This window comes from Mesorhizobium loti R88b (assembly GCF_013170845.1).
GTDB lineage: Bacteria > Pseudomonadota > Alphaproteobacteria > Rhizobiales > Rhizobiaceae > Mesorhizobium > Mesorhizobium loti_B.
The window spans coordinates 3969022-3994474 of record NZ_CP033367.1 but is presented as its reverse complement, the minus strand read 5'-3'; the positions used below and the strand labels follow the sequence as shown (position 1 = coordinate 3994474).

Sequence of the window (25453 nt, the reverse complement as noted above, 5' to 3'; positions counted from 1 at the left end):
TCAGTCCGTGACTTCAGCGCCATAGAGCGAGACGGCAAGGTCGTGGATGGCTTCAGCCGTGCGCGGCCCGAAGCCGAGCAGATAGCTGCCATCGATGCGGATCACCTTGCGCGCGGTTCCGGCCGGCGTCGAGGCGACCGACGGATTGCCGAACAGTTCGTCGTCCGACACCGGCGGTCCGGCATTGCTCATCATCAGGATCACGTCCGGCCTGGCGGTGATAATAGCCTCATCGGACATCTGCTTGTAGCCGGAGAAACCTTCGACGGCATTGACCCCGCCCGCCAGCTTGACCATGCCGTCGGCCGCAGTTTCGCTGCCCGCTGCCAGGATCTTGCCGCCCTGTATCGACAGCACAAACAGGATGCGCTTGCGCTCCTTGATCGAGGCGGTCTGCTTTTCGGCTGATGTCAGCTTGGCATCGAGCTCCTTGGCCAAGACCTCGGCCTTGGCATCGACGCCGAGCGCCTTGCCGACGATGCGGACCTTCTCGAGGATGCCTTCGTGGCTATAATGCTCGGGCACTTCGATGAACGGAACGCTGCTCTTCTTCAGCACGTCGACGGCTTCCTTCGGACCGCTGCCGTGCAGCGCCAGGATGCCGGTCGGATTGACCGACAGCACACCTTCCGGTGACAGCGCGCGCATATAACCGACATCGGGCAGGTCGAGCGCCGCCTTCGGATAACGGCTGCTGGAGTCGCGCGCCACCAGATGCTTCTCCTCGCCAAGCGCATAGACGATCTCGGTGATCGAACCGCCTATGGCGACGATCTTCGAGGTGTCCGTGAAAATCGAGACGCCTTCAGTGGCGGCAGCCGGCTGCAGCATGGCAACAACGAGGGAAAGGCCGACCATTGCGCCACGCATGGTCGGCGATTTCGAAAGAAAAGACATCGTTTTGTTCCTCAGGCTGCCGTCGGGTTCGGGATGCGCGGCAGGTTCTCGACCAGGAAGCGCCAGTCGTCGCGCTCGCTTTCGCCTTCGTGGCGTTTGCCGAAGAACTGGATGATCATCTCGCCGTTCGCGGCGTAGACCTCGAGCGAGGTCACATGGCCATCCTTGGTCGGCTTGCGCACCGCCCAGACTTCATGGATGTGGTCGGTCCGCAGGTGCAGGTGGAAGGTCTCGTCCAGCACGTTGATCCACGGCCCCATCGGCTTGATCGACTTGACCGGCCCGGAATGGATCTGGATGCAGCCGCGGTTTCCGACGAAGCACATGATCGGCATCTCGCCTTCAGCAGCGTGATGGAACATGGCGCGGACCGCGTCATTGTCGAGCAGCCAAGCATAATCCGTTCCCACCATGCGCACCGCCTGGCGGCGGCTGAGCTTCAGCGTCTTCAGCATGCCGAAGAACTGGTGCACGTCGGTCAGCCGGCTCCAGCGATCACGCAGATCGTCAAGGTTGGCGGTTGTCGCCGTGGCCTCGCCCTCATCGTCGAAGCCTTGGCCTGAAATGTCGACCGTCGGTTCCTGGTTGGACGATTCCAGCGAGGCAACCAGCTTCTGGTAGGCATAGAGACTGGACGCCGGCCGCAGATGCACTTTGTGCACCGCCTCGCCCGCCGCATCGAAAAACTGCAGGCTGCGGCGGATCTCGTCGCCATCGCGCTTTTCCACAGCAAAGCCATGTGCCCAGGCCTTCGGGAAGATGCGCAGGTCGATGTTCTCGCCAAGCACCATGGCATTGTGGTTGCCGGTGACGACCTTGTCGTAAACGCCGATCTTTTCGTGCACGGCGCTTTCGTTGCGGGTCAGCGCCATCACCTCACCGACGGCTTCGAGGCCGGTCAAGAGATCGTTGACGCGCGGTTCGACGCGGACAACGCCGTCGCCGCAATGCGCGGCGACCAGCTCGGCTTCCGAAATGCCAAGTTGGGCAGCCAGGTCACGCTCGCGCGTTTTCGGATTTTCCGTCCGTGCCCGCCGGATTTCATGCGGGGCGGGTTTTACGCGCTGGTCCATGTCTCGTCCCTAACTGCCTTGCCTTACTTGTTGAGAATGAGCTTGCCCTGGCGGGTGATCTTGAGCCGGTAGAGCGCGCCATGATGCTCGATGCCGATCTCGTGCTCGCCCTGGAACAGCGTGTTGCTGGACAATGTTCTGACCGCCAGCGGAACCCGATCGAAACGGGTGACGGCGGCATCGTCGGAACGGCGGACGCGGTAGCGAAAGTCATTGGGATTGTGGGTGTTCATCTGGGTCGATCCCTTTCCTGTGCCGGGCGTCTGGCTGGGCGCTGCGAAGATCCGATTCATTTCTTGACTTGAATAATCATGTTTATTAGTCAGTGCAATACCGGATTAAATGAGTCAACATTTAAGACGCCGGACACGATCAAAAATGCCAGCGAGCCCCGCGCCAGCCAGCACGAAACCTGGAATTCTGGAGTTGGGGCATGGGGTTGATGATTTGGGAACGGCGCGGCCAGCCGATGGTGAGCGGCGCGGCGGCTTTGTTGGCAAGCGTGGCGGCAATCGCCTTGTCTGCGCCATCAGCTCACGCACAGCAGGCAACGCAGCCGGCAGGCCAGCAGACGGATCAATCGAAGAAGGCTGATGAGAAGAAAGCCGCCCCGGCAGGTGCGACGCTGCTCGACAAGATTCTCGTCATCAGCCGCACCGGCGAGACGGCGATCGAATCACTGGCGTCGGCCAGCCATCTCGACAAGGAACAGCTCGACCGCCGCATGGCGACGACGCCCAACGAGATGCTGTTCGGTGTACCCGGTGTCGCGGCACAAGCCGACGCCAGGCGCGTCAGCACCAGCATCAACATTCGCGGCCTGCAGGATTTCGGCCGCGTCGCGGTCATCGTCGACGGCGCGCGCCAGGATTTCCAGCGCTCCGACCACGGCACCCAGTCGACCTTCTACATCGATCCCGAGCTGATCAAATCCGTCGATGTGATCCGGGGTCCTGTCGCCAACACCTATGGCTCGGGCGCCATCGGCGGCGTCGTCTTCTTCGACATTAAGGATGCCGCGGACTTCCTCAAGCCGGAAGAAACATGGGGCGCTTCGGTAACCGGCCGCTATGAGAGCAACGGCAAGGGCTGGACCACCAGCGCTACGGGCGCCTATCGCGTCAACGAGAACTGGGATGTGCTCGGCAACATCGTCTACCGCAACTATGACGACTACAAGGACGGCGGCGGCAACACCGTCAAAGGCACCGGCTTCGACGTGCTGAGCGGCATGCTCAAGACCAGCATTCGCCCAACCGAGAACAGCGAATTGAAGCTTGGCTGGGTCGGTTCAAGCGATGGCTGGAATGAAATCACCGGCGGCATCCCGGTCAATGACGTCGACTTGAAGTCGAACACCTTCACAGCCCGCTACAACATCACGGACGAAGACAAGAGCTGGCTCGATCTTCATATCAACACCTCGTACAACAAGACCAATCTTGATCTGACCACGCTTGTCCCCCAGTCCCGGTTTAATCCTTCGACCGGTCTGCCGGTGATCCTGCCGGCGGGTTCGCAGTCGACGTTCTATGTCGGCACGACCTCAATCGACATCTGGAACACATCGCGGTTCGAGACCGCCGGCATCGCGCACGAGCTGACCTATGGCGGCGACTGGGTGGGTGACGACGTCAAGACCGGTGGTGCCGCCGGTGGCGACAGCTTCTACACGCCTTCCGGCAAGCGCAATGTTTCCGGCGCCTATGTCCAGGACAAGCTCAGCTGGGAATGGCTCGAAGTCATAGCCGGGCTGCGTTACGACAATTACAGCCTCAAGGACAGCAACCACGAGACATCGGGCGACCGGCTGTCGCCGCGCATCACCGTCGGTGTCACGCCATTTGAAAGCGCGGGCCTCGATGGGCTGCAATTCTACGGCACCTACGCCGAGGGCTATCGCTCTCCGTCGCTGACGGAAACGCTGATCAGCGGCCGCCACCCCGCGGGCGTCACCTTCCCGTTCCTGCCCAATCCGAACCTCAAGCCCGAAACCGGCAAAACAGTCGAGGCTGGCATCAACTACAAACAGAACGATATTTTCGAGGCCGGCGACGCGCTTCGTATCAAGGCGGCCTATTTCAACAATGACGTGGATGACTACATCCAGGGCGTGTCTTTCCCCGCGTCATTCACGAACCCCGCAAGCGCCTGCCCGGTTGATTTTAGCCAGTTGGGAAGCAATCCAGGGTACATCCCGATCTGCTTCCAGTATCAGAATTTCGCCAAGGCCAAGATCAACGGCATTGAGATCGAAAGCGTCTACGATGCCGGATGGGGCTATGCGGGGCTTTCCGCTTCGATCACCAACGGCCACACCATGTCCTATGCCGGAGTGCGCGGGGAACTGCTCACCATCCCCTCCTCACAGGTCACCGCCCAGCTCGGCCTGCGCTTCCTCGAGGACAAGCTGACCGTCGGCGGCGAAGTGCAGTACAACGGCAAGCCGAAGGGCAATCCGATCGCCGACGACTACACGCTCGTCAACGCCTTCGCCAGCTACCAGGCGACGGACAATCTGAAGATCGATTTCCGCGCCGACAATCTGTTCGACGTCAAATATGCCAATGCGCTCAACGTCGTCCCGGCCACGACGCCCGGCGCCCAGTCGACATTCGCGGCCTACGAGCCCGGCATAACGTTGAAGCTGGCGGCAACAATGCGATTTGGAGGCTGATGATTATGAAGAGCTTGACGACATCCCTTCGTCTGCTGACCTCGACGTTTGCGATGTCGCTGGCGATGGTTCCGGCGTGGGCTGAAGAGTCCGCACCGATCCCCGCGCTGACCCTCGAACTCAACGCCGCGCAACCATCCGACAAAGGGTGCCGGCTGACGTTCCTGGTCAACAACAGCCTCGGCGCCGACCTGTCCAAGGCGGCGTTCGAGATCGCGCTGTTCAACGAGGCCGGCATTGTCGACCGGCTGACCGCGCTCGACTTCAAGGACCTGCCGGCCGGCAAGACCAAGGTGACGCGCTTCGATCTCGCCGGCACCGACTGCACCAAGGTCAGCCGCGTGCTGATCAACAGCGCAACCGAATGCGCCGGCACCGGTGTCGAACCGAGTGCCTGCATGCGCAAGCTGAAGACCGACACCAAGACCGGTATCGCTTTCGGCGTCTGAAGTGGGACTGCATCGCCCATTCCCGGGAAAGACCGTGGCCGGGCCGCTGACCGGCTTCGATTGGTTGCCGCTTGAGGCAACCGATCTTGATTTGACAAGTCAACGCGCCTCGCTGCAGTTTCCCGCCCTCGACATGCAGGAAATCAGTCCCCTCCCCGACGCTGGCAGCGAGCTGGCGATAGCGCCGGCCGAGCGACTCGCGCCTGTGCGACCGTCTGCCGGGAGCGGCAAGTGGACAGCGGCGATCGTTATCTCCTGCGTGCTTCATGCCACGGTGGCGGCGGCGTTTCTGATCTCGCCCGCCGGCACATCCGCTTTCCAGGACACCATGCAGTCCGAAGGCAGCGATCAGACCGGAGACAAGGTCGCCGGCAGCGCGCTGGACAAGGACCCGGCGGCAGTGAATGTCCAACTGGTGCCGAATCCGCAGCCGGCCAAACCGGAGCCCGCTAAGCCGCCCAGGCCGGTGCAGCCGACAAAACCTTCGCAGCCTCCACAGGAGGCCGTGAAGCAGGCTCCCGAGCCCGAAGCAGCCAAGCCGCTGCCCAAGCCCTTGCCGGAAGCCGTCAAACAGCAAGCGGTCACGCCGGACATACTGGTCGCGGCGACTCCGCGTCCCGATGATCAAAGCGTGGCCGCCAAGGCCGAACCGGCACAGCCAAGCGCCGAGCCCGAAACGATCGAGATGCCTGTCGCCGTTCCAGAGCAGCCGCCTATCCCAAGTGCCAGGCCAACCCCGGAAGCCGCCCCTGCAACTGCAGACGAAGCATACGAGGACCGCGGCACAGCGGACGGCAAAGAAATCAAGGCGGCAATTGCGAGCAAGGGCCGAAAGCAAGCCGATACCGGGAACGCGGCGGCATCCCGCTATAGCGGCGAGGTAGCCAGCAAGTTGGCTCGCGCCAATCGCCGCGTATCGAAATCCGCACAGACGACAGCCCGCAACAACGCGTTGGTGGCATTTGTCGTGCTCGCCAATGGAAACATTGTCGACCTGCAGCTTGCCAAAAGCTCAGGCTCGCCCGAACTCGATCAATTCGCCTTGGAGCTTGTGCGAAAACAGGCACCGTTCCCGCCGATTCCTCCCGAGACCGGGCTGATGAACTGGCGGTTCAAAGCGCCAATCGGCCCCTTCTCGCCTTGACAGCTCAAGCAACTACCCAAGATCAACGCTCGCGAATAGCCGAAAGGAACCCAATGTACATCGCCATGAACCGCTTCAAGGTACAGACCGGCTCGGAGGCTGACTTCGAAGCCGTGTGGAAAAACCGCGACTCCAGCCTTGCCGAGATGAAGGGTTTTCGCGAATTCCACCTGCTGCGTGGCTCGGTCAACGAGACCGAGGGCTACACGCTGTTTGCCTCCCACACGGTGTGGGCAAGCCACGACGATTTCATCGCCTGGACCAAATCGGAAAACTTCCGCGCCGCCCACAGGAATGTCGGCACGACCAAGGTCCACTATCTCGGCCACCCGCAATTCGAGGGCTTTTCCGTCGTCGAGGGCGCGTAGAGCAATTCCAGGAAAAGTGTGAAACGGTTTTCCGTCGGGAATTGCGTTAAACAAAGAGTTAGAGCGGTTCGCCGTTTCTATGAAACGGTGAACTGCTCTAAGTCGGATCAGGCACTGGCGAGCAGGCTGGCATTGCCGCCGGCCGCCGTGGTGTCTACGCAGACAGCGCGTTCATGCGCATAGGCGGCCGGGTTGAGCACCTCGCTGACCAGCGGCACGATCGGGCCAGTCCTGTCGGCGATGACCCTGCGCACGATGCGCGCCGCCTCGGGTGTGCCTGAGAAAGCCACGACATCGACGCGCAGCGAGCGCGCCTCGACCGGATCAGGCCGGCCATCTATGGCCGCCAGCGGCAGTCCCTTGCCGGTCAGCGCCGACAATGCAGCCGGTCCCCCTGGAGCCACGGCCAGCACCGCATTGCCAGCGGCGAGCGCCTGGATCGTCTGGGAGAGCAGCGTGTCAGCGTCGGGACCAAGGCACAGCACCCGCCCGCGCGGCGACAGCGACAGCGTGTTGGCCTCGCCGGTTGGTCCGGGCAGATCGACCTGGCCGAAATCGATTGCAGCGGCCGCACCAATGGCGGCCGCCCCCTTGCCGCGCAGATGTTTTCTCAGGATCGCAATTCGATCCGGGCGGGTCGACCATCCCCCAAGTGCTGGATCGGGCAGATTGTCGGCAAGCTCGGTCGCGGTCACCTTGTGGCCTTCTCCGACATGCGTGCCGGCCTCCGGCCCCTTGCGGAAGCGCCTGAGATAATGCGGGCCGCCGGCCTTTGGTCCAGTGCCGGACAGTCCTTCGCCGCCAAATGGCTGCGAGCCGACGACGGCGCCGATCTGGTTGCGGTTGACATAGATGTTGCCGGCATGGATGCCGTCGACGAAATGCTGCACCCGGCCCTCGATGCGGGTGTGCAATCCGAAGGTCAGGCCATAGCCCTTGCGGTTGATCTCAGCGATCACCGTATCAATCTTGTCGGCATCGAAACTGGCGACATGCAGCACCGGCCCGAACACCTCGCGATCCATTTCCTCGATGCCCTTGACCCGGAAGACATGCGGCGCGACGAAGCGGCCATCCTTCGGCGCCTCGAGCTTGGCGATCAGCCGGCCCTGCAGGCCCATTCTGATGCAATAGTCCCGGATCGAGCTTTGGGCCTCATCATCGATGACCGGACCGACATCGGTCGAGATCAACCAGGGGTCACCGATGTTGAGCGCTTCCATGGCACCCTTCAGCATCTCCAGCATCTTCTTCTCGACGTCCTTCTGCACATAGAGCACGCGCAGCGCCGAGCAGCGCTGGCCAGCGCTCTGGAAGGCCGAGGCCAGGATGTCGCGCACCGCCTGTTCGGGCAGCGCGGTGGAATCGACGATCATCGCATTCAAGCCACCGGTCTCCGCGATCAGCATCGCGTCGGGTGCGGCGGTCTCGGCCAGTTGCTTCTCGATCAGCTTGGCAACCTCGGTCGAGCCGGTGAAGCAGACACCGGCAATGCGTGGATCAGCGGTCAGCGGACCACCGACCGAAGGGCCGTCACCGGGCAGAAGCTGGATGACGTCTTCCGGCACGCCGGCCTCACGCAAAAGTTCGACGGCGCGGAAAGCGATCAGCGGTGTCTGCTCGGCCGGTTTGGCGATCACCGAATTGCCGGTCACGAGTGCGGCAGCGATCTGGCCGGTGAAGATGGCGAGCGGGAAATTCCACGGCGAAATACAGACAATGGCGCCGCGCGCCTCGGTACCGGCTTCATTGTTCACCGCTTCGGCGGCGTAGTAGCGCAGGAAGTCGACGGCCTCACGCACCTCGGCGACACCGTCGGCCAATGATTTGCCGGCCTCTCTTGTAGCGAGCGCGAAGAACTCGACCGCATTGGCTTCATAGAGATCGGCGGCGCGGTTGAGGATGGCGGCACGCTCGGCGACCGGCCGCTTGGCCCAGGCCGGCTGCGCCTCGACCGCGAAGCGCACGGCGGTCGCGACTTGCTTGGCAGCCGCCTCGCTGACCGTGCCGACCACTTCGTCAGGCTTGGCCGGATTGACGATCGGGCGCTGTTTGCCATAGCTGGCGGCCCGCGTGATCGGCTTGGCATGCCAGCGATCCGAGCCGGCGAAGGCCGCCTTGGCCTTGTCGATCGCCGCCAGCGTCACCGTGTCGGTGATATCGAATCCCTTCGAATTATGGCGGCCGGCGCCAAAGATCTGCGAAGGCCGGGCGATCGCGGGATTGGCGGCAGGACCCTGATCCTCGATTGTCTTCAGCGGATCGCGCGCGATATCCTCCGGCTCGACATCCTCGTCGGTCAGCTGGTGCACGAACGACGAGTTGGCGCCGTTCTCCAGCAACCGGCGAACCAGATAGGCAAGCAGGTCGGAATGGGCGCCGACTGGCGCATAGATGCGGCAGCGTGTGCCCTCTGATTTACGCACCGTCTCGTGCAGACCCTCACCCATGCCGTGCAGGCGCTGGAACTCGAAGGAGTCGCGATTTCCCGCCATCGAGAGAATCGCAGCAACGGTATGCGCATTGTGGGTGGCGAATTGCGGATAGATGCGGTCGGTCATGCCAAGCAGTTTTTTCGCACAGGCCATGTAGGAAACGTCCGTGTTGGCCTTGCGGGTGAAGACGGGGTAACCGCTAAGCCCCAGCGTCTGCGCCCGCTTGATCTCGGTGTCCCAATAGGCGCCCTTGACCAGCCGCACCATGATGGTGCGGTCGTACTTCTTCGCCAGCGCGTAGAGCCAGTCGATGGCGAAAGCCGCGCGCGGGCCATAGGCCTGGACGACGACGCCAAAACCGTTCCAACCGGCGAGTTCCGGATCGGCCAGCACCCGCTCGATCACGTCGAGCGACAGATCAAGCCGGTCGGCCTCCTCGGCGTCGATGTTGAGGCCCATGCGCGAATGCCGGGCTGCCAGCGCCAGCGCCAGCAGCCGCTCGGCCATGACCGGCAGCATCTCCTCTTTCTGCGCCACCTCGTAGCGTGGATGCAGCGCCGAGAGCTTGACCGAAATGCCGTGATTCTGCCTGATATCAGGACCGTTGGAGCCGGAATCGAGCGATGAAATGGCGTCAGCATAGGCCTTGTGATAGCGCAGCGCATCGGCCTCGGTGCGGGCCGCCTCGCCCAGCATGTCGAAGGAGTAGAGATAGCCCTTCTGAATCATCGGCCGGCCGCGCTTGACGGCTTCCGCAATGGTGCGGCCGAGCACGAACTGCTCGCCCATCTCGCGCATGGCGGCGGCCACCGCCTTGCGGATAACCGGTTCACCAAGCCGCCGTACCATCGAGCGCAGCGTGCCTTCAATGCCCCCCTCACCCTCGTCGAGGACGCGGCCGGTCAGCATCAGCGCCCAGGTCGAGGCATTGACGAAGATCGAGCTCGAACCGCCGGAATGCGCCGACCAGTCGTGCGGCGCGATCTTGTCGGCGATCAAGTCGTCCATCGTCTCGGTGTCCGGCACGCGCAGCAGCGCCTCGGCCAGGCACATCAGCGCCACGCCTTCCTTTGTGGAGAGGCCATAGGCGGAGAGGAAAACCTCCATCAGCCGGGGATCGGACGAGCCGCGTACCGCCCGCACCAGGTCGGCGGCTCGCGCCGAGATCGCATCGCGGTCCCTCGCCGAGAGCCCCGTGGCCTCGGCCAGCCGTTTCACGGCCTCGTCTTCGTCAGGCAAATAGTTGGCGCGGATCTGCTGGCGGATGGCATCGAGCGGCATGGCGGTCCCGTGGATCGAGCAAAGGGGAGTGGGCCGGCGGTCACCGGACCGAATGGCGCAAGCTAGCACAGCTCCAAATCTTCGGCCGGTCCAAAGAAATCGACATGGCAGGCCATTCGAACTATCATGAAGGCCTGAGATAAGCATATGGACTGCAATTTAGATGACAGAAGACCAATTGGACCGCATTGACCGGAACATCCTTTCGGCGCTGGCAAGCGATGGCCGGCTTTCCATGTCGGAACTCGCGGCAAAGGTCGGCCTGTCCAAGACGCCGGTGCAGGCACGGGTGAAGCGGCTGGAGAAGGACGGCTATATCAGGGGCTATCAGGCAATCATCGACCGCGAGCGCATGGGTGAGGGCCATGTCGCCTTCGTCCAGGTGAAATTGTCCGACACCAGGTCGGCAGCGCTCGACGCTTTCAACCGGTCGGTGCAGGCCGTGCCGGAGATCGAGCAATGCCACATGATGGCGTCGAGCTTCGATTATCTGCTGAAAGTTCGCACCCGGGACATCGCCGCCTATCGCCGCGTGCTTGGCGAGCGCATCTCCGCCCTCCCCCATGTCGCCCAGACTTCGACCTTCGTGGCGATGGAGACGGTCAAGGACAGGTAACTCTATTCCGACAGCGTCTTCAAAAACGCCACCAGCGCAGCGCGCTCGCGGTCCGACAGCTCCAGCGGGTGGATTTCGGAGATCCCCTCCACACTCGGTGCCGCCTTGGCGTAGTGCGCCACCACTTCGTCGAGCGACGAAAACTGCCCGGCATGCATGTAGGGCGGCCGCGTTGCCGCTCCGCGCAGTGAAGGCGTCTTGTAGGCGCGGATCAGTTGCGGCGCATCCTTGACCATGAAACGCAGTTCGCCGCAGGCGCCGACGTCGCCATCGCGATAGGCGCCGAAGCAGTTGAACGGATCGGCCTCGACCTGAGCCACCGCATCGATCCGCCCACGATCCGGCGGCAGGTCCGCGACGGGCGGCACGCCGGTGTTGTGAAAGCTGTTGTCGGTGAAGCGCGGGCCGTTGTGGCAGCTCACGCAGTTGGCTTTGCCGATGAACAGTTTCAGCCCGAGGATTTCTTCCCGCGTAAAGACCGCATCGTCCTTCGGCTCGGCACCTGTAGCAAGGTCCAGTGCAAAGCGGTCGAAGCGCGTCTGCACCGGCTCGATCGAGCGTTCGAAAGCCGCGATCGCCTTGCCGATATTGGCAAAGACGCGGTTGATGGCGTCGCGTTGCGTCTCGCTCATCGCGTTCCAGGCAGCCCTTTCGGCATCGTTTCCAAGCGGGCTGGCATTCAACGGCATGCCGGAAAAATCCGGCAACGGCCCAAAAATGCGCTCATAGCGCTCGCCGAAGCGCGTCTTGATATAGTGCGCGTAGGCGGTGCGGTTTCCTGCTTGCTCCAGCGGGTTCTCAAGCGGAGTGATGGCCTGCGACCACAAGCTGTCGCGGCGGCCATCCCAGAAGAACCAGGGGTCACGCGCCACGCCGGCCAGCGCCATGGTGCGGCGGTTGGTGCGGCCGACACCAACGGCTTGCGGAAGGTCGTCCTGGAACTGGCGATCAATCTTGTGGCAGGTCGAGCATGACACCGTCCCGTCACGGCTCATGCCGAGATCAAAGAACAGCGTCGAGCCAAGCGCGGCAGCCGCCGGCACGTCGGCAAAGCGGTTGGTGGTGTCGGGCTTCAGCGCCGGCAATGTGTTGAGCGCCAGCGAAGCGATGGTTTTCTTCTCGGCGTCGGAAAAATCCGGCTTGCCGCAGCCGACAAGGATGACGGCCACCGTCAGCGCCAGAAAGCAGAAAAGGCGCTTCATCGGCCGCTCACAGCACCACGTTGAACAGCACCGTATCGGAGCCGGCGCCGGACGAGATGGCGAAACGAAGTTGCCACCAGCCGCTCATGGTGAATTTCAGCCCCTCGATGCGGTAACGGCCCTCGCCCAGGTAATCGGTCACCTGCGGGCTGGTTGGAAGCCCGTGATTGTGTTGCGGCATGCCGCCGGAGATGGCGATCGCGGCGCGCTCCACCGAAGCCCCCGTCTTTGTCTTCAACGTCAGCAGCCAGGATTCCAGTTCGCCGTGCCGCACCACGCCCCGTTCCGGCACGAAGCTCGCCATGTACAGCCCATTGTCGGTTTTCTTCGTCCGCGAGACATCCGGGCCGACCGTCTGCGCCGATTGCGGCGCCGTCAGATAGACGACCGCCAGAATGCCGACCAGCAACGCAGCCAGACCAAGACCCGCCAGGAGATAACGCCATAATGATGCCAAACCGGTTCCTCTTCTGCGGACAACGTTCCGCCGAGCGGATCGCGTCCCGCCAGCCTGTGGGAAAACGCTGTGGCGCAAAAATGCCTGCTTGCCAAGCATGGCGCTGCCGCTGGCAAAAAGCTACAGCACCGAAATCAGTGGAGGATTGCAGATGGCGGGAAACGGCGTCGCCTCGATCGGCGAATGCATGCTCGAACTGTCGGGCCAGACCGGCCCGAACTGGCGCATAGGTTTTGCCGGCGACACGTTCAACACGCTGTGGGCGCTGCATGCGTTGAGCGGCGACCGCCCTGCAACCTATGTCTCGGCTTTCGGCGACGACCCCTTCTCGCAGGGCCAGATCGGCTTCTTCGCCGAAAACGGCATCGGCATCGGTTCCAGTCCGGTGATAGCGGGCGCAAGGCCTGGCCTCTACGCGATCACGCTGACCGGCGCCGAGCGCTCCTTCACCTACTGGCGCGGCGACGCCGCCGCGCGGCAGCTCGCCTCCGATCCCACAGCACTATCGAAAAACCTTGAAAATCAGGCGCTTGTTTACTTTTCCGGAATCACTTTGGCAATTCTGCACAATGCCGCGCGGGCCACGTTGCTGGCGGCTGTAGCCAAGGCCCGCATGGCGGGCTCGCTGATTGCCTTTGATCCCAACTACCGGCCACGGCTGTGGCGCAATCGCGAGGACGCGCAGGCAGCGATCGTCGCGGCGCTTGGCGTCACCGACATCGCCCTGCCGACCTTCCCTGACGAGCAGATGCTGTTTGGGGATGCGACACCACAGGCAACCGCCGAGCGGCTCCGGCAACGGGTCGGCGAGGTGATCGTCAAGAACGGTGAACAGCCGGCGTTGATTGCCGAAAGCGGCACACTGCACGACGCGCCGGCGATCCATGTCGCGGCGCCCGTCGATACCACCGGCGCTGGCGATTCCTTCAATGGCGGCTATCTGGCGGCTCGACTTGCCGGCCATGGCCCGCAGGAAGCGGCAAGCCGAGCCCATCGCGTCGCCGCCGCCGTGGTGCAAGTCCGCGGCGCGCTGGCGCCGTTCGAGACGCTACGAGCGGCATTTGCCAACTAAGGTCTGTTGAGATTCAGGTCAGGCAGAGTCGAAAATGGTGGATTCCGAGAACCGGAGCGGAGCGTACTTTTCGTACGTGAGCACCGGAAGCGCAGGAAGCTGCCATTTGCAGGCCGGCCTCACCTGAATATCAGCAGGCCTTAAGGCAGGCGGAAGCGGTATTCCGTGACATGGTGATAAATCGCGCCTGGCCACAGCGTCGCCTGCGGAAAATACGGCCGGTTTGGTGCATCCGGCCATATTTGCGGCTCCAGGCAGAAGCCGCTGAACGCCTTGTAGTCCCGCCCTTCCAGCCCCTTGCGCGGCGTCACATACTGGCCGGTATAGAGCTGGACGCCGGGCTCCGTGGTCCAGACCTCCATCTCGACACCGGAATTCGCTCCTTGCGTCCATGACGCTTGCCGCAGCGGCCCGCGCGCCGAGGCAAGGCAGAAATTCTGGTCGTAAGGCAGTTGCTCGCCCTCGGTCTCCATGCGCAGCGGCCGCGCCTGACGGAAATCGAAGGGCGTGCCGTCGACCGGCTTGACGACCCCGGTCGGGATCATGTCGCTGTCAACAGGCAGGTAGGCGCCGGCATTCAGCATCATCCGGTGATCGAGAATGTCGCCTTCGCCGCCATCATCGAGGTTGAAGTAGGAATGCTGGCTGAGATTGCACAGCGTCGGCTCCTCGCAGGTCGCCGTCAGTTCGACACTGAGCGTGCCGGGGATCTTCAGCCGGTAGGTGCAGGTGACGTCGAGCGCGCCGGGAAAGCCCATCGTGCCGTCGGGATCATGCAGCGTCAGCGTGACGAAATCCCTGCCGTGCAAGGAAACGGTCCACGGCCGGTGCGAATAGCCTTGCGAGCCGCCATGCAGCGTATGCTTGCCGAGAAAATTTGGTTCGGTCTGGTAGCGGTTGCCGGCGATGGTGAAGCGGCCGTCGCGGATGCGGTTGGCATAGCGGCCAACCACCGCGCCAAAGAAGGTATTGTTGGTCTCGTAGGCTTGCAGATTGTCGTAGCCGAGCACCAGCGGCGCATTGTGCCCGGTCAGGCGCAAATCCTGGATGACAGCACCGAGCCCGATGATGTTGGCGGTGATACCGCCGCCCCTGATCGTGAAGCGGCGCACCGCCTCGCCCGCCTGCGTCGTGCCGAAAACCTCGCCGTCCTTCATCGCCATGCCCGCAAATGCCAGTAGATCCAGAGGACTTCGGCTGGTTTCCCACAAGAGATGGGCAGGCGATTGGCCTCCCCATCCCAGGAGCAGTCTATCAGAGGCCGAGGCCGCCGATGCACACATATTTGGTATCGAGATAGTCCTCGATACCCTGATGTCCGCCTTCCTTGCCAAGGCCCGATTCCTTGACGCCGCCGAACGGCGCTTCGGGTGTGGTGATCAGGCCTTCATTGACGCCGACCATGCCGTACTTCAGGCCTTCCATGACGCGGAAGGCGCGGCCGAGATCGCCGGTGTAGAAATAGGCGGCAAGGCCGAACTCGGTGTCATTGGCGAGCGCGATGGCTTCCGCTTCGGTCTCGAATTTGAACACCGGGGCGATCGGGCCAAAAATCTCTTCCTTCATGAAGCGCATGTCAGGCTTCGCATTGGCGATCACGGTCGGCTGGAAGAACGAGCCACCGAGCGCGTGGCGCTTGCCGCCGGCAACGACCTTGCCGCCCTTGGAGGTGGCGTCGGCGATGAATTCCTCGACCTTCTCGACGGCCTTCTCGTCGATGAGCGGTCCCTGCTGCACGCCCTCTTCCAGGCCCGAGCCAACCTTCAGGGCATTGCTGGCGGCGACCAGCTTCTCGACAAACTTGTCGTAGATGCCGGCCTGCACGAGGAAGCGGTTGGTGCACACGCAGGTCTGGCCTGAATTGCGGTATTTGGCCGTCATGGCGCCGGCGACGGCGCGATCAAGATCGGCGTCGTCGAAAACCAGGAACGGCGCGTTACCGCCGAGTTCCATCGACACTTTCTTGACGGTCACAGACGATTTCTGGATCAGAAGCTTGCCCACCTCGGTCGAGCCGGTGAAGGTGATCTTCGATATCAGCGGATTGGCGCAGATTTCATCGCCGATCTCGCTGGCCGAACCGGTCAGGATGTTGACGACGCCCTTGGGAAAGCCGACTTCCTCGGCCAACGCACCCCACGCAAGGCCGGAATAAGGCGTCTGCGAGGCCGGCTTGACGACCGCGGTGCAGCCGGCGGCAAGTGCCGGCCCGAGCTTGCGGGCCAGCATCGAGGATGGGAAATTCCATGGCGTGATGGCGGCGATGACGCCGACCGGTTCCTTGGTCACCAGGATGCGACGGTCCGCCCACGGCGACGGCACGACGTCGCCATAGGTGCGGCGGCCTTCTTCGGCGAACCACATGATGTAAGCCGCGGCCGAGCCGATCTCGCCCTTCGACTCGAACAGCGACTTGCCCTGCTCGATGGTCAAGAGTTCGGCCAGCACGTCCTGATTGTCCATCATCGCGTCATGCAGCTTGCGCAGCAGCTTCGAGCGCTCGAGCGCCGTCGTCTTGCGCCAGGTCTTGAACGCTTCGGCGGCGGCTTCGATGGCGCGGCGGGTCTCGGCCTTGCCCGACTTCGGCACGGTGCCGATCTTGAGGCCGGTGGCCGGGTTGTTGACGTCGACCGTCTGGCCGCTGTCGGCCTGCACCCATTCGCCGTTGATGAGATTGGCCTGCCGCATGAAATGGCTGGTTTTCTGAAGCATGGTCTAGCCTCCGCTCGGCGCACTGACGGGCCGGTATCTGGATTTTCTTCGATGAACGTGCCCGATGGTAACGAGGCCGGGACACTGGAGCCAGTGCTCTTTACCTAGGGCAAGCCACGCAATCAATTGCAAGATGGCATATAGGCTTTGGGCCAGCGCGAAACCAGCCGAGGACGAACTAGCCGTAGACAAACTAGCCGTAGACATGGAGAACCACGGTCAGCCAGAAAGCCGTGGTAACGGCGGCACACGCCGTGGCGATGGTCATCTGGTTCGATGCGAGCGCCTGGCCGGTGTTGAACTGCACGGCGATCAGATAGGAATTGATGCCGGAGGGCAGTGCCGCGACCACGACCGCCACCTTGGCCGTCATCGGCGGCAGGCCGAGCAGCCAGACGAAGGCGAGAACCAGCGCCGGCATCAAAAACAGCTTCAGCGCCGAAAGCGCCAGTGCCGGCCGGACATTGCCTGATATGCCGAAGCGGCGCAGGCTGAGCCCCATGGCAAACAGCGCCACCGGTCCGGCAGTGTCGGCCAGCGCATCGACCAGCCGCATGACGAGGTCCGGCAGGGGCACACCGGTCAGGCGCCAGGCCAGCCCCAGCAGAATGCCGATGATCAGCGGATTGAGGAACAGCCGTCTCAGGAAACTGCGGATGACACGCAAGGGATGCACGGGTTCGCTACCGCTGCGGCCGAACATCTCGAACAGCACGATCGAGGCCATCATCATGATTGGCAGGTGCACGGAAACCAGCAGAGACAGCACTTCGAAGCCGCTCGGGCCAAATATGCCCAGGATGAACGGAGCGCCAAGCAGAACCACATTGGAATAGGCGGACGAGACGCCGCCGACCACGCCGGCGCGCGCGTCGCGCCCAAAGATCCGCGTGGTGACGACATGGCCGGCGGCCCAGGTGATGGCCACTGCCGTGAAATAGGCCCCCCACAGCGACCATGGCGCGACGCCGTGGAAGTCGGAATTCACCATGGTCTGGAACAGAAGCAACGGCATTGCGACCGAGACCGCGAAATCGGATATCCCCTCGCCGCTCGACGGTTTCAAATAGCCCGTGAACCCGGCGAGATAGCCGAGCGCGACGAGGCTGAAGACGAAGAGGACCGTTTCGGTAAGCGGTGACATTCTTCAGGGATAGGCGAGCCACGGTCGTGGCGCAATCGCGCCCGAATTTGATCATGGTCCACTGGCAGCGTTATAGAGGGTTTGGAGTATCAGGGCGGAAACGAACGACAAATGACCTTTGTCGAAACCTCAGGACGCAATTTCTTTGCACGGATGTGGCTGACAGCTTTCGTCGCCGCGCTGTTTTGTCTTGCCGCGACGGCGCTTGCATCAGCTGAAACGAAAAGCCTCAAGGGCGTGGCGCTGGTCATCGGCCAGTCGCACTACCTGCACATTGCTGCCCTCTCCAACCCGGCCAACGATGCCCGCGACATGGCCAAGATGCTGACCGATCTCGGCTTCGACGCCCGCAACGTCACCGATCGCGATGCCGCGAAGCTGAAACGCGACCTCGAACGCTTCGCGGAGGATGCCGAAGGCGCTGATGTCGCGTTCATCTACTATTCCGGGCACGGCATTGAGGCAGGCGGCGAGAACTATCTGGTCCCGGTGGATGCCGACGTCTCCTCGCTGAAAGACGCAAACGATGCACTGGTGCCGATTTCCGCCGTGATGGACGAGCTGAAAAAGACCGTACCGGTGACAATCGTGCTGCTCGATGCCTGCCGCACCAATCCGTTTCCGCCGGATGCGGTCGTGCGCCAGGCGCCCACCGCTTCCGCCGAGCCGATCGGCGCTGGCGGGCTGGAACCGGTGCGTGGCGCAAAGGCGCTCGCCAATGCCCCCGCGGAAGATGCGAGCCTCGGCACGGTAGTCGGCTTCGCCGCCGAGCCGGGCCGCCCGGCGCTTGATGGTGCTGCCGGCCAGAACAGTCCCTATGCGGCCGCGCTGCTGCGCCACCTCGCGGCGATGAAAGGCACGGAGTTCGGCTCGGTCATGCGCATGGTGACCGAAGAGGTCTATCTCGACACCAAGGCAAAGCAGCGCCCCTGGGTGAATGAAAGCCTGCGCCGGCTGCTTTATTTCGGCGTGGCACCGCCGGAACCAACCGGCGATGATGCGCTGATCACCGGCGAACGGCGGCAGCTGCTGTTGACCATTTCCGACCTGCCGGACCCCAAGCGGGCACAGGTGGAACTGGCATCGTTGCAAGAGGGCGTGCCGCTCGACGCGCTCTATGGCGTGCTGAGAGCGCTCGGCACCGAAAAAATCCCGGAAGATCCAACCGAGCTGCAAAAGGTGCTCAACGCCCAGGCCGAACGCTTGAAGAAGATGATGGCGGAACGCAATGCGCTGCGCACCGACGATCCGGAGATTACCCGCCTCGTCGCCTCGGCCGACAAGGCCATCGGCCAGGGCGCCATGGTGACGGCGCGCAAATTCCTCGATGACGCGGTCGGCAGGGTTGAGCAGAACAGCGGCGCTGTCGACCAGGCCGAGGAACTGGTCAAGCAGAAACGCATCGCCGACGCCGCCATCTATGCCAAACGCGGCGATGCCTCGGCGCTGATCTTCGATTACAAATCCGCCGCCAGCGACTACGCCAAGGCATTCTCGCTGGCCGAGAAATGGGACGAGAAGCTGCGCTGGAACTACAAGAACCAGGAAGCCGAAGCCCTCAACGCTTACGGCTATGCCAGCGGCGATCTCGATTCGCTGCAGCAGGCGATCGAAGCCTACCGCATCATCCTGAACTTCATTCCCAACGGCGAACAGAACCGCGACTGGGCGATCACCCGCAACAACATGGCGGTGGTGCTGCAAAACATCGGCGAGCGCGAAACCGAAACCGCGCATCTCGAAGAGGCGGCACAGATCTTTCGCGATTCGCTTGTCGTCTTCGAGCGCGAGAAAGACGATCGCAACTGGGCCGCGGCACAGAACAACCTTGGCAATGTTCTGCTGAAGCTCGGCGAGCGCGAGAGCGATCCCAAGCACTTGAATGAAGCGGTGGCGGCGATGCGCGCCACGCTCGACAAGCGTCCGCGCGACAAGCTTCCGCTCGACTGGGCATCCTCACAGAACAATCTCGGGCTCGCCCTCTATGCGCTCGCCGAGCGTGAACCCGTCGGCGAGCACCTGAAGCAGGCCGAAGCCGCCTACCGGCTGGCGCTTGAGGAATATACGCGCGAGAAAGCCCCGGTAGAATGGGCGATGGTCGAGAACAATCTCGGCAACACGCTGGTGACGCTTGGAATTCAGCTCAACGACAAGGCGAGGATCAACGAGGCAGCCGATGCGTTCCGAGCCGCGCTCGAGGTGCGAACCCGTGAAACCTTTCCGGTGTCCTGGGCGACCAGCCGGCTCAACCTCGGCAACGCCCTGAGCGGCGTCGCCCGCTTCGATATGGGCACAAGCACCCTCGACGAGGCAGCGACGGCCTATGATGATGCGCTGACGGTGTTTACCCGGCAGCGCTTCCCGTTGGACTGGGCGTCGGCGCAGAACAATCTCGGCTCGATCTATCAGACGCTCGGCCAGCGCACCCGTGATGCGGCCAAGTTGGAGCAGTCGGCGGCAGCCTTCCAGGCGGCCCGGCAGGTCTATATCAGGCGGAAATTCCCGCAGGACTGGGCGATGAGCTACTACAATCTCGGCAACACGCTGCAGCTTTTAGGCGGCGTGACGGACAAACCCGAGCACTACAGCGAGGCCGAAGACGCCTACCGCAATGCATTGCGCGAATACAAGCGCGAGACGAATCCACGGCAATGGGCGCTGACCGAGGCTGGCCTGGGCTCGACGCTGCACTGGCTGAGCATGAGCAACGCCGATCCCAAGATCCTGCAGGATTCGATCGCCGCGCGCAGGGCGGCACTCGAAGTGCTGACCATCGAAGCGGCCCCGATCGACTGGGCCAACGCCCAGAACGGCATCGGCATGAGCCTGCTCAATCTCGGCAACCTCCAGCGCACCGGCAAATACCTCGACCAGGCCGAGGCGGCTTTCACGGCGACGCTGAAGGTGTTCACCAGGGAAAGCCAGCCCTTGCAGTGGGCCTTCGAACAGAACAACCTTGGCGACGTCTACTGGAGCCGCGCCAACTATGGCGGCGGCAAGCCGGAATACCTAACAGCGATCGCTTTTTTCGAGAATGCCAAGCAGGGCTTTACCGAAGCCGGCTACACCATCCCCATCCCGCTTACCGACCAGAAGATCGATCTGGTGAAAAAGCAGATCGCCAAAAAGTGAGCCTTGAGACGCGGCGGCTGCCGGCTTGTCTTTGTGCCCGCTTTCCAATCCCTATATGCGAATGGTCGGCGCCTGATGCCAGGCTCCTGGAAGGACTGCGATGATCCGATTTGCCCTGGCCTTGTTCCTGCTCGTCGTTCCCGTGGCTGCCCATGCCACGGATGCCGGTTGGGCGCTGCTGCGTGACGGCGGCCATGTGGTGCTGCTGCGTCATGCCATGGTCACCGGCACCACCGACCCGGCCAATTTCGACATCGACAGCTGCGCCACCCAGATCAACCTGTCGGCGCGTGGCAAGCAGCAGGCAAGCAAGATCGGCGCCCTGTTTGCCGCACGCGCGGCCCCCATCGAGCGAGTGCTATCCAGCCGCTATTGCCGTTGCCTCGACACCGCGCGCATCGCCTTCGAGGCCGAGCCGGAGCTTTTTGCGCCGCTCGATCTCTTGAAGGGCGACGATGCGCAGAAGGCAGCGCAGATCGCCGCGATCATGAAGGAAATCCGCGCCTATTCCGGCTCCGACAATCTGGTCATGGTCACCCATCTGGAAGACATCGTGGCACTGACCGGCATTTCGCCGCGCGAGGGCGAAGCCGTGGTCGTCGAGCCGCAGGGCGACGGCCTGCGCGTCCTCGGCCGCGTCACTTTTTGAGAACACGCAAGAGGTCGGCGAATAGCTATTGAAGGCAGCTTACGTAACGGTAACGGGAAGGGCCGCCAGGTTGACCGGCGGCCCTTCTTGCGTTTCTTGGGCACGCTTCCCATCTGCGCCCGGACTATCAGGCCTTTTCCTGCCGGGAAAAACCGATTAGACAGCGCCCAAACAAGATGCGGACAGATTCCGCCCGCAAAGAAGGAAAAGCCCCGTTGTCCACCACGAATTCCACCACGTTCGACAAAGTCGCCAAGATCATTGCCGACACCAGCGAGATCGATATCGACACCATCACACCCGAGAGCCACACGATCGACGATCTCGGCATCGACAGCCTCGATTTCCTCGACATCGTCTTTGCCATCGACAAGGAATTCGGCATCAAGGTGCCGCTGGAAAAGTGGACCCAGGAAGTCAATGACGGCAAGGCTTCGACCGACGATTACTTCGTCATGAAGAACCTGTGCGCCAAGATCGACGCGCTGGTCGCCGCCAAGACCGCCTGATATCGGCCGGCGTGCGGCCTTGACGGGCTGCGCTGCCTGACCCACAAAGCCGCTCATGAGCAGCCCCCACGACGTCGTCATCACTGGTATCGGCCTTGTCTCCTCCTTGGGAGAAGGCCCTGACGCCCACTGGCAGAAGCTCGCGCAACCGGGCCTGCAGCCGGTGCTCGAAACCGCACGCTTCGCGCCCTATACCGTCCACCCGCTGCCGGAAATCGACTGGAACCTGCAGATCCCCAAGCGTGGCGACCAGCGGCAGATGGAAACCTGGCAGCGGCTCGGCACCTATGCCGCAGGCCTGGCGCTGGACGATGCCGGCATCAAGGGCAATGACGAACTCTGCACGACCATGGACATGGTTGTGGCAGCCGGCGGCGGCGAGCGCGACGAGGCGGTCGATGCCGTCATTCTCGCCGCATCCGAGAGCCGCAACGACCGCGACGTTCTGCTCAACGAGAAGCTGACCACCGAGTTGCGGCCGACCTTGTTCCTGGCCCAGCTTTCCAACCTGCTCGCCGGCAACATCTCCATCGTCCACAAGGTGACGGGCTCCTCGCGCACCTTCATGGGCGAGGAAGGCGCTGGTGTTTCCGCCGTCGAGACGGCAGCCGCGCGCATCCGCTCCGGCCAGTCCACGCATGTCCTGGTCGGCGGCGCCTTCCAAACGCAACATTCCGACATGCTGCTCGGCTATGAACTGGCCGGGTATCTGCATCGCGGCCCCTGGAAGCCTGTCTGGCAAAGACAGGGTGCCGAGGGTGGCGGCGTGGTGTCCGGCTCCGGCGGCGCCTTCCTGGTGTTGGAACAGCGCGAACACGCGACAAGCCGTGGGCGGAAAATCTACGCCGAGCTCGGACCGGTCGTTTCCGGTCGCGCCAGGCGCTCGCGTGGAGAACTCGATGCCGAGATCGCCGCGCTGCTCAGCCGGGCGTCGCTGCCGAACGGCAAGCTGCTCGCCATGTCCGGCGCGTCCGGCGCGCACGCGGCAACCAATGCCGAGAAGACAGCGCTCGATGCCGTCGAGGCGATCGCGACGCGCGGCTTCTCGACGCTGACCGGGCACATGAAGGAAGCGCAGTTTCCGTTTGCCGTGGCGCTCGCGGCACTCGCCGTCGACCGCAAGACCGCCTACCCTGTCTTCGATGCCGCAGCCGAGAAGCCATTCGAGGGCGTTCCCGCAAGCGTCCTTGCAACCGCGATCGGCTATCACCAATTCGAGGGCATGGCGCTGGTCAATGCCGCTTAAGGCGGCGCCCGGCATGTTGCAGAGATTAAACCGCTCAAGGGCTTCCCGATGACCAATTTCAGAGATCACATGGGCAGGCCGGTCGTTGCCGTCACCGGCATCGGCGTGGTGACTTCGCTCGGCGTCGGCAAAGCCGACAATTGGGCAGCGCTGACCTCGGGCAAATCGGGCATCCACCCGATCACCCGCTTTCCCATCGATCATCTCAACACCCGCATTTCCGGCATGGTCGACTTTCTGGACTCAAGCTCGAAGGGCGCCAGCCCCCTCACCTACGAACTGGCCGAAACCGCCGCGCGTGAGGCCGTGGCCGAATCCGGTCTCGATTCCGGCGATTTCGGTGGGCCGCTCTTCCTCGCCTCGCCGCCGGTCGAGCTCGACTGGCATGAACGCTTCGCGCTCTACAATTCCGACAGCCAGGACGCCGGCGCCGAAAGGCTGCTGCGGGTGGCGCGCGGACTGAAGGAACTCGACATCTTCGAGACCACCCAGTTCGGCTCGATCGCCGACCGGCTGGCCGACCATTTCGGCACGCGCGGCCTGCCGATCACGCTGTCGACCGCGTGCGCTTCCGGCGCCACCGCCATCCAGCTCGGCGTCGAGGCGATCCGCCGCGGCGAATGCGACCGGGCGCTGTCGATCGGCGCCGATGGTTCGGCAACCGCCGAGGCGCTGATTCGTTTCTCGCTGCTGTCGGCTCTTTCCACCCACAATGACAATCCCGAGAAGGCATCAAAGCCCTTCTCCAAGGATCGCGACGGCTTCGTGTTGGCGGAGGGCTCCGGCGCCCTCGTGCTGGAATCGCTGGAAGCAGCCCTTGCGCGTGGCGCCAGCGTTCTGGGCATCCTCAGCGGCTGCGGTGAGAAGGCCGACGATTTCCACCGTACCCGCTCCAAGCCCGACGGGTCGCCGGCAATCGCGGCGGTCCGCGCCGCCCTCGCCGATGCCGGCCTGAGCAAAGACGAGATCGACTACGTCAATGCCCACGGCACGTCCACGCCGGAAAACGACAAGATGGAACATCTGTCGCTGTCGACGGTGTTTGGCGAGCGGATCGGCTCGATGCCGGTCTCGTCGAACAAGTCGATGATCGGCCACACACTGTCGGCCGCAGGCGCCGTCGAGGCGGCGTTCTCGCTGATGACGATGCGCGAAAGCGTCATTCCGCCGACCATCAATTACGACAACCCCGACCCGGCAATCGTGCTCGATGTGGTGCCCAACAAGAAGCGCAATGCCGAGGTTCGCAGCGTTTTGTCGAACTCCTTCGGCTTCGGCGGCCAGAACACTTGCCTTGTCATGGCGCGGGAACCGGTCTAAGCGACCTTTTTCAGCCCCACTGAACCGACAGGCCCAATGCGCGCATTGCAACTCATCGAGGACCGCCGTCTTGAAACGGTGGACCTGCCGCCCCCGCCGCCGCCCGCACTCGGCGAAGTCACGCTGCGCATCAAGGCCGTGGCGCTGAACCACATCGACGTCTGGGGCTGGCGCGGCATGGCCTTCGCCAAGCGCAAGCTGCCGCTGGTCGTCGGCGCTGAAGCTTCAGGCGAGGTCGAGGCCGTCGGTCCCGGCGTTTCCAGCCTGCGGCCTGGACAATTGGTGTCGATCTATGGCGCGCGCACCTGCGGCCTTTGCCGGGCCTGCCGCGAAGGCCGAGACAATCTCTGCGAACATGTTTCGGGCGTTCACGGCTTCCACCTCGACGGCTTCGCGCAGGAAAAGATCAACCTGCCGGCGCGCCTGCTGGTCCCCGCCCCGCCGGGCGTGACCGACATCGGCGCAGCTGTCGCTCCCGTCACCTTCGGTACCGTCGAGCACATGCTGTTCGACAACGCCAAACTCCAACCCGGCGAGACGATCCTCGTCCACGCCGGCGGCTCCGGCATCGGCTCGGCAGCGATCCAGCTGGCCAAGCGCATGGGCTGCACCATCATCACCACGGTCGGCTCCAACGAGAAGATCGACAGGGCCAAGGCGCTCGGCGCCGACCATGTCATCAACTACCGCGACGACCGTTTCGAAGGCGTCGTGCGCAAGCTGACCAAGAAAAAAGGCGTCGATGTCGTGTTCGAACATGTCGGCGCCGACACCTTTGCCGGCTCGATGCTGTGCCTGAAGCGCGGCGGCCGCCTGGTGACCTGCGGCTCGACATCCGGCGTGTCGACACAGATCAACCTCATGCAGTTGTTCCAGCAGCAACTGAAACTGCTCGGCTCGTTCGGTTGCCGCATGGAGAACATGGCCAACGCCATGCAGAAAATGGCGGCGGGACAAGTCGCGCCGGTCATCGACACCGAAGTCGGCTTCGACGATATCGATGCCGCGCTGAAGCGCATGGAAGGCCGCGACGTCTTCGGCAAGATCATCCTGCGCGTCGGCTAAAGCCT

At 63.2% G+C, this 25453-nt stretch carries 21 protein-coding genes; 12 read left to right on the top strand and 9 right to left on the bottom strand.

Annotated elements, in window-relative coordinates; genetic code table 11:
• Genes EB235_RS19430 through hemP form a run of 3 tightly spaced genes read right to left on the bottom strand, consistent with a single transcriptional unit; the run spans position 1 to position 2203 of the window.
• Positions 1-897 carry a heme/hemin ABC transporter substrate-binding protein gene (locus EB235_RS19430; protein ID WP_027029399.1) on the bottom strand — a complete coding sequence of 299 codons (897 nt, stop codon included), beginning with the start codon at positions 895-897 and terminating at the stop codon, positions 1-3.
• 11 nt (positions 898-908) lie between these two features.
• On the bottom strand, positions 909-1970 hold the full coding sequence (locus tag EB235_RS19425; protein ID WP_027029400.1) for a hemin-degrading factor: 1062 nt from the start codon (positions 1968-1970) through the stop codon (positions 909-911).
• Positions 1971-1993: 23 nt separating this feature from the next.
• On the bottom strand, positions 1994-2203 hold the full coding sequence (gene hemP / locus EB235_RS19420; RefSeq protein WP_027029401.1) for a hemin uptake protein HemP: 210 nt from the start codon (positions 2201-2203) through the stop codon (positions 1994-1996).
• Positions 2204-2403: 200 nt separating this feature from the next.
• On the opposite strand from hemP, the gene EB235_RS19415 reads away from it, so the two are divergent.
• The 4 genes from EB235_RS19415 to EB235_RS19400 are packed head-to-tail and all read left to right on the top strand — an operon-like array spanning position 2404 to position 6608.
• Positions 2404-4647, top strand: a complete 2244-nt coding sequence (locus tag EB235_RS19415; RefSeq protein WP_027029402.1) for a TonB-dependent hemoglobin/transferrin/lactoferrin family receptor — start codon at positions 2404-2406, stop codon at positions 4645-4647.
• A 5-nt stretch (positions 4648-4652) separates the two neighbouring features.
• Complete coding sequence (locus EB235_RS19410; RefSeq protein WP_027029403.1) at positions 4653-5096, top strand: hypothetical protein; 444 nt, start codon at positions 4653-4655, stop codon at positions 5094-5096.
• Between the two features lie 34 nt (positions 5097-5130).
• Positions 5131-6240, top strand: coding sequence for an energy transducer TonB family protein (locus EB235_RS19405; RefSeq protein ID WP_348626879.1), 1110 nt, complete (start codon positions 5131-5133; stop codon positions 6238-6240).
• A gap of 53 nt (positions 6241-6293) precedes the next feature.
• Positions 6294-6608, top strand: coding sequence for an antibiotic biosynthesis monooxygenase family protein (locus EB235_RS19400; protein ID WP_027029405.1), 315 nt, complete (start codon positions 6294-6296; stop codon positions 6606-6608).
• A 107-nt stretch (positions 6609-6715) separates the two neighbouring features.
• On the opposite strand, the gene putA is transcribed toward EB235_RS19400, so the two are convergent.
• On the bottom strand, positions 6716-10324 hold the full coding sequence (gene putA, locus EB235_RS19395) for a bifunctional proline dehydrogenase/L-glutamate gamma-semialdehyde dehydrogenase PutA (RefSeq protein WP_027029406.1): 3609 nt from the start codon (positions 10322-10324) through the stop codon (positions 6716-6718).
• 163 nt (positions 10325-10487) lie between these two features.
• Here putA and EB235_RS19390 point away from each other — a divergent pair, with 163 nt between their 5' ends.
• The gene (locus tag EB235_RS19390) at positions 10488-10940 is read left to right on the top strand and encodes an Lrp/AsnC family transcriptional regulator (RefSeq protein WP_027029407.1); all 453 of its coding nucleotides are present in this window, start codon (positions 10488-10490) and stop codon (positions 10938-10940) included.
• A 2-nt stretch (positions 10941-10942) separates the two neighbouring features.
• On the opposite strand, the gene EB235_RS19385 is transcribed toward EB235_RS19390, so the two are convergent.
• Together EB235_RS19385 and EB235_RS19380 are read right to left on the bottom strand one after the other, a co-directional pair.
• Positions 10943-12142 (bottom strand): cytochrome-c peroxidase, encoded by a 1200-nt coding sequence (locus tag EB235_RS19385; RefSeq protein ID WP_027029408.1) that lies wholly within the window; start codon positions 12140-12142, stop codon positions 10943-10945.
• A gap of 7 nt (positions 12143-12149) precedes the next feature.
• The gene (locus EB235_RS19380; protein WP_027029409.1) at positions 12150-12599 is read right to left on the bottom strand and encodes a FixH family protein; all 450 of its coding nucleotides are present in this window, start codon (positions 12597-12599) and stop codon (positions 12150-12152) included.
• A gap of 151 nt (positions 12600-12750) precedes the next feature.
• Here EB235_RS19380 and EB235_RS19375 point away from each other — a divergent pair, with 151 nt between their 5' ends.
• Positions 12751-13671 carry a sugar kinase gene (locus EB235_RS19375; RefSeq protein ID WP_027029410.1) on the top strand — a complete coding sequence of 307 codons (921 nt, stop codon included), beginning with the start codon at positions 12751-12753 and terminating at the stop codon, positions 13669-13671.
• A 140-nt stretch (positions 13672-13811) separates the two neighbouring features.
• Here the strand turns inward: EB235_RS19375 and EB235_RS19370 are convergent, their stop codons facing one another.
• From EB235_RS19370 to EB235_RS19360, 3 genes are all read right to left on the bottom strand, one after another.
• On the bottom strand, positions 13812-14834 hold the full coding sequence (locus tag EB235_RS19370; protein WP_027029411.1) for an aldose epimerase family protein: 1023 nt from the start codon (positions 14832-14834) through the stop codon (positions 13812-13814).
• Between the two features lie 91 nt (positions 14835-14925).
• Entirely contained in the window at positions 14926-16383 is a 1458-nt protein-coding gene (locus tag EB235_RS19365) for an NAD-dependent succinate-semialdehyde dehydrogenase (protein ID WP_027029412.1), read from the bottom strand.
• 193 nt (positions 16384-16576) lie between these two features.
• The gene (locus EB235_RS19360) at positions 16577-17527 is read right to left on the bottom strand and encodes an AEC family transporter (protein WP_027029413.1); all 951 of its coding nucleotides are present in this window, start codon (positions 17525-17527) and stop codon (positions 16577-16579) included.
• 111 nt (positions 17528-17638) lie between these two features.
• Here EB235_RS19360 and EB235_RS19355 point away from each other — a divergent pair, with 111 nt between their 5' ends.
• The 6 genes from EB235_RS19355 (at position 17639) to EB235_RS19330 (ending at position 25448) form a co-directional block, all read left to right on the top strand.
• The gene (locus EB235_RS19355; RefSeq protein WP_027029414.1) at positions 17639-20659 is read left to right on the top strand and encodes a caspase family protein; all 3021 of its coding nucleotides are present in this window, start codon (positions 17639-17641) and stop codon (positions 20657-20659) included.
• A 100-nt stretch (positions 20660-20759) separates the two neighbouring features.
• Positions 20760-21308 carry a histidine phosphatase family protein gene (locus EB235_RS19350; RefSeq protein WP_027029415.1) on the top strand — a complete coding sequence of 183 codons (549 nt, stop codon included), beginning with the start codon at positions 20760-20762 and terminating at the stop codon, positions 21306-21308.
• A gap of 215 nt (positions 21309-21523) precedes the next feature.
• Positions 21524-21817: an acyl carrier protein gene (locus EB235_RS19345; RefSeq protein WP_027029416.1), complete on the top strand. Its 294-nt coding sequence runs from the start codon at positions 21524-21526 to the stop codon at positions 21815-21817.
• 55 nt (positions 21818-21872) lie between these two features.
• On the top strand, positions 21873-23063 hold the full coding sequence (locus tag EB235_RS19340) for a beta-ketoacyl-ACP synthase (RefSeq protein WP_027029417.1): 1191 nt from the start codon (positions 21873-21875) through the stop codon (positions 23061-23063).
• Positions 23064-23111: 48 nt separating this feature from the next.
• Positions 23112-24383, top strand: a complete 1272-nt coding sequence (locus EB235_RS19335) for a beta-ketoacyl-ACP synthase (protein ID WP_027029418.1) — start codon at positions 23112-23114, stop codon at positions 24381-24383.
• Positions 24384-24419: 36 nt separating this feature from the next.
• The gene (locus EB235_RS19330) at positions 24420-25448 is read left to right on the top strand and encodes a zinc-binding dehydrogenase (RefSeq protein ID WP_027029419.1); all 1029 of its coding nucleotides are present in this window, start codon (positions 24420-24422) and stop codon (positions 25446-25448) included.
• Positions 25449-25453: the final 5 nt, after the last annotated feature.

Excerpts from the sequence above, each read along its gene's own strand:
- EB235_RS19370 (WP_027029411.1), bottom strand. The coding sequence starts at position 14,834 with ATGGCGATGAAGGACGGCGAGGTTTTCGGCACGACGCAGGCGGGCGAG.
- EB235_RS19330 (WP_027029419.1), top strand. The coding sequence starts at position 24,420 with ATGCGCGCATTGCAACTCATCGAGGACCGCCGTCTTGAAACGGTGGAC.
- EB235_RS19410 (WP_027029403.1), top strand. The coding sequence starts at position 4,653 with ATGAAGAGCTTGACGACATCCCTTCGTCTGCTGACCTCGACGTTTGCG.
- putA (WP_027029406.1), bottom strand. The coding sequence starts at position 10,324 with ATGCCGCTCGATGCCATCCGCCAGCAGATCCGCGCCAACTATTTGCCT.
- EB235_RS19335 (WP_027029418.1), top strand. The coding sequence starts at position 23,112 with ATGACCAATTTCAGAGATCACATGGGCAGGCCGGTCGTTGCCGTCACC.
- EB235_RS19340 (WP_027029417.1), top strand. The coding sequence starts at position 21,873 with ATGAGCAGCCCCCACGACGTCGTCATCACTGGTATCGGCCTTGTCTCC.
- EB235_RS19415 (WP_027029402.1), top strand. The coding sequence starts at position 2,404 with ATGGGGTTGATGATTTGGGAACGGCGCGGCCAGCCGATGGTGAGCGGC.
- EB235_RS19425 (WP_027029400.1), bottom strand. The coding sequence starts at position 1,970 with ATGGACCAGCGCGTAAAACCCGCCCCGCATGAAATCCGGCGGGCACGG.
- EB235_RS19365 (WP_027029412.1), bottom strand. The coding sequence starts at position 16,383 with ATGCTTCAGAAAACCAGCCATTTCATGCGGCAGGCCAATCTCATCAAC.
- EB235_RS19400 (WP_027029405.1), top strand. The coding sequence starts at position 6,294 with ATGTACATCGCCATGAACCGCTTCAAGGTACAGACCGGCTCGGAGGCT.
- EB235_RS19390 (WP_027029407.1), top strand. The coding sequence starts at position 10,488 with ATGACAGAAGACCAATTGGACCGCATTGACCGGAACATCCTTTCGGCG.
- EB235_RS19355 (WP_027029414.1), top strand. The coding sequence starts at position 17,639 with ATGACCTTTGTCGAAACCTCAGGACGCAATTTCTTTGCACGGATGTGG.
- EB235_RS19385 (WP_027029408.1), bottom strand. The coding sequence starts at position 12,142 with ATGAAGCGCCTTTTCTGCTTTCTGGCGCTGACGGTGGCCGTCATCCTT.
- EB235_RS19350 (WP_027029415.1), top strand. The coding sequence starts at position 20,760 with ATGATCCGATTTGCCCTGGCCTTGTTCCTGCTCGTCGTTCCCGTGGCT.
- hemP (WP_027029401.1), bottom strand. The coding sequence starts at position 2,203 with ATGAACACCCACAATCCCAATGACTTTCGCTACCGCGTCCGCCGTTCC.
- EB235_RS19430 (WP_027029399.1), bottom strand. The coding sequence starts at position 897 with ATGTCTTTTCTTTCGAAATCGCCGACCATGCGTGGCGCAATGGTCGGC.
- EB235_RS19360 (WP_027029413.1), bottom strand. The coding sequence starts at position 17,527 with ATGTCACCGCTTACCGAAACGGTCCTCTTCGTCTTCAGCCTCGTCGCG.
- EB235_RS19375 (WP_027029410.1), top strand. The coding sequence starts at position 12,751 with ATGGCGGGAAACGGCGTCGCCTCGATCGGCGAATGCATGCTCGAACTG.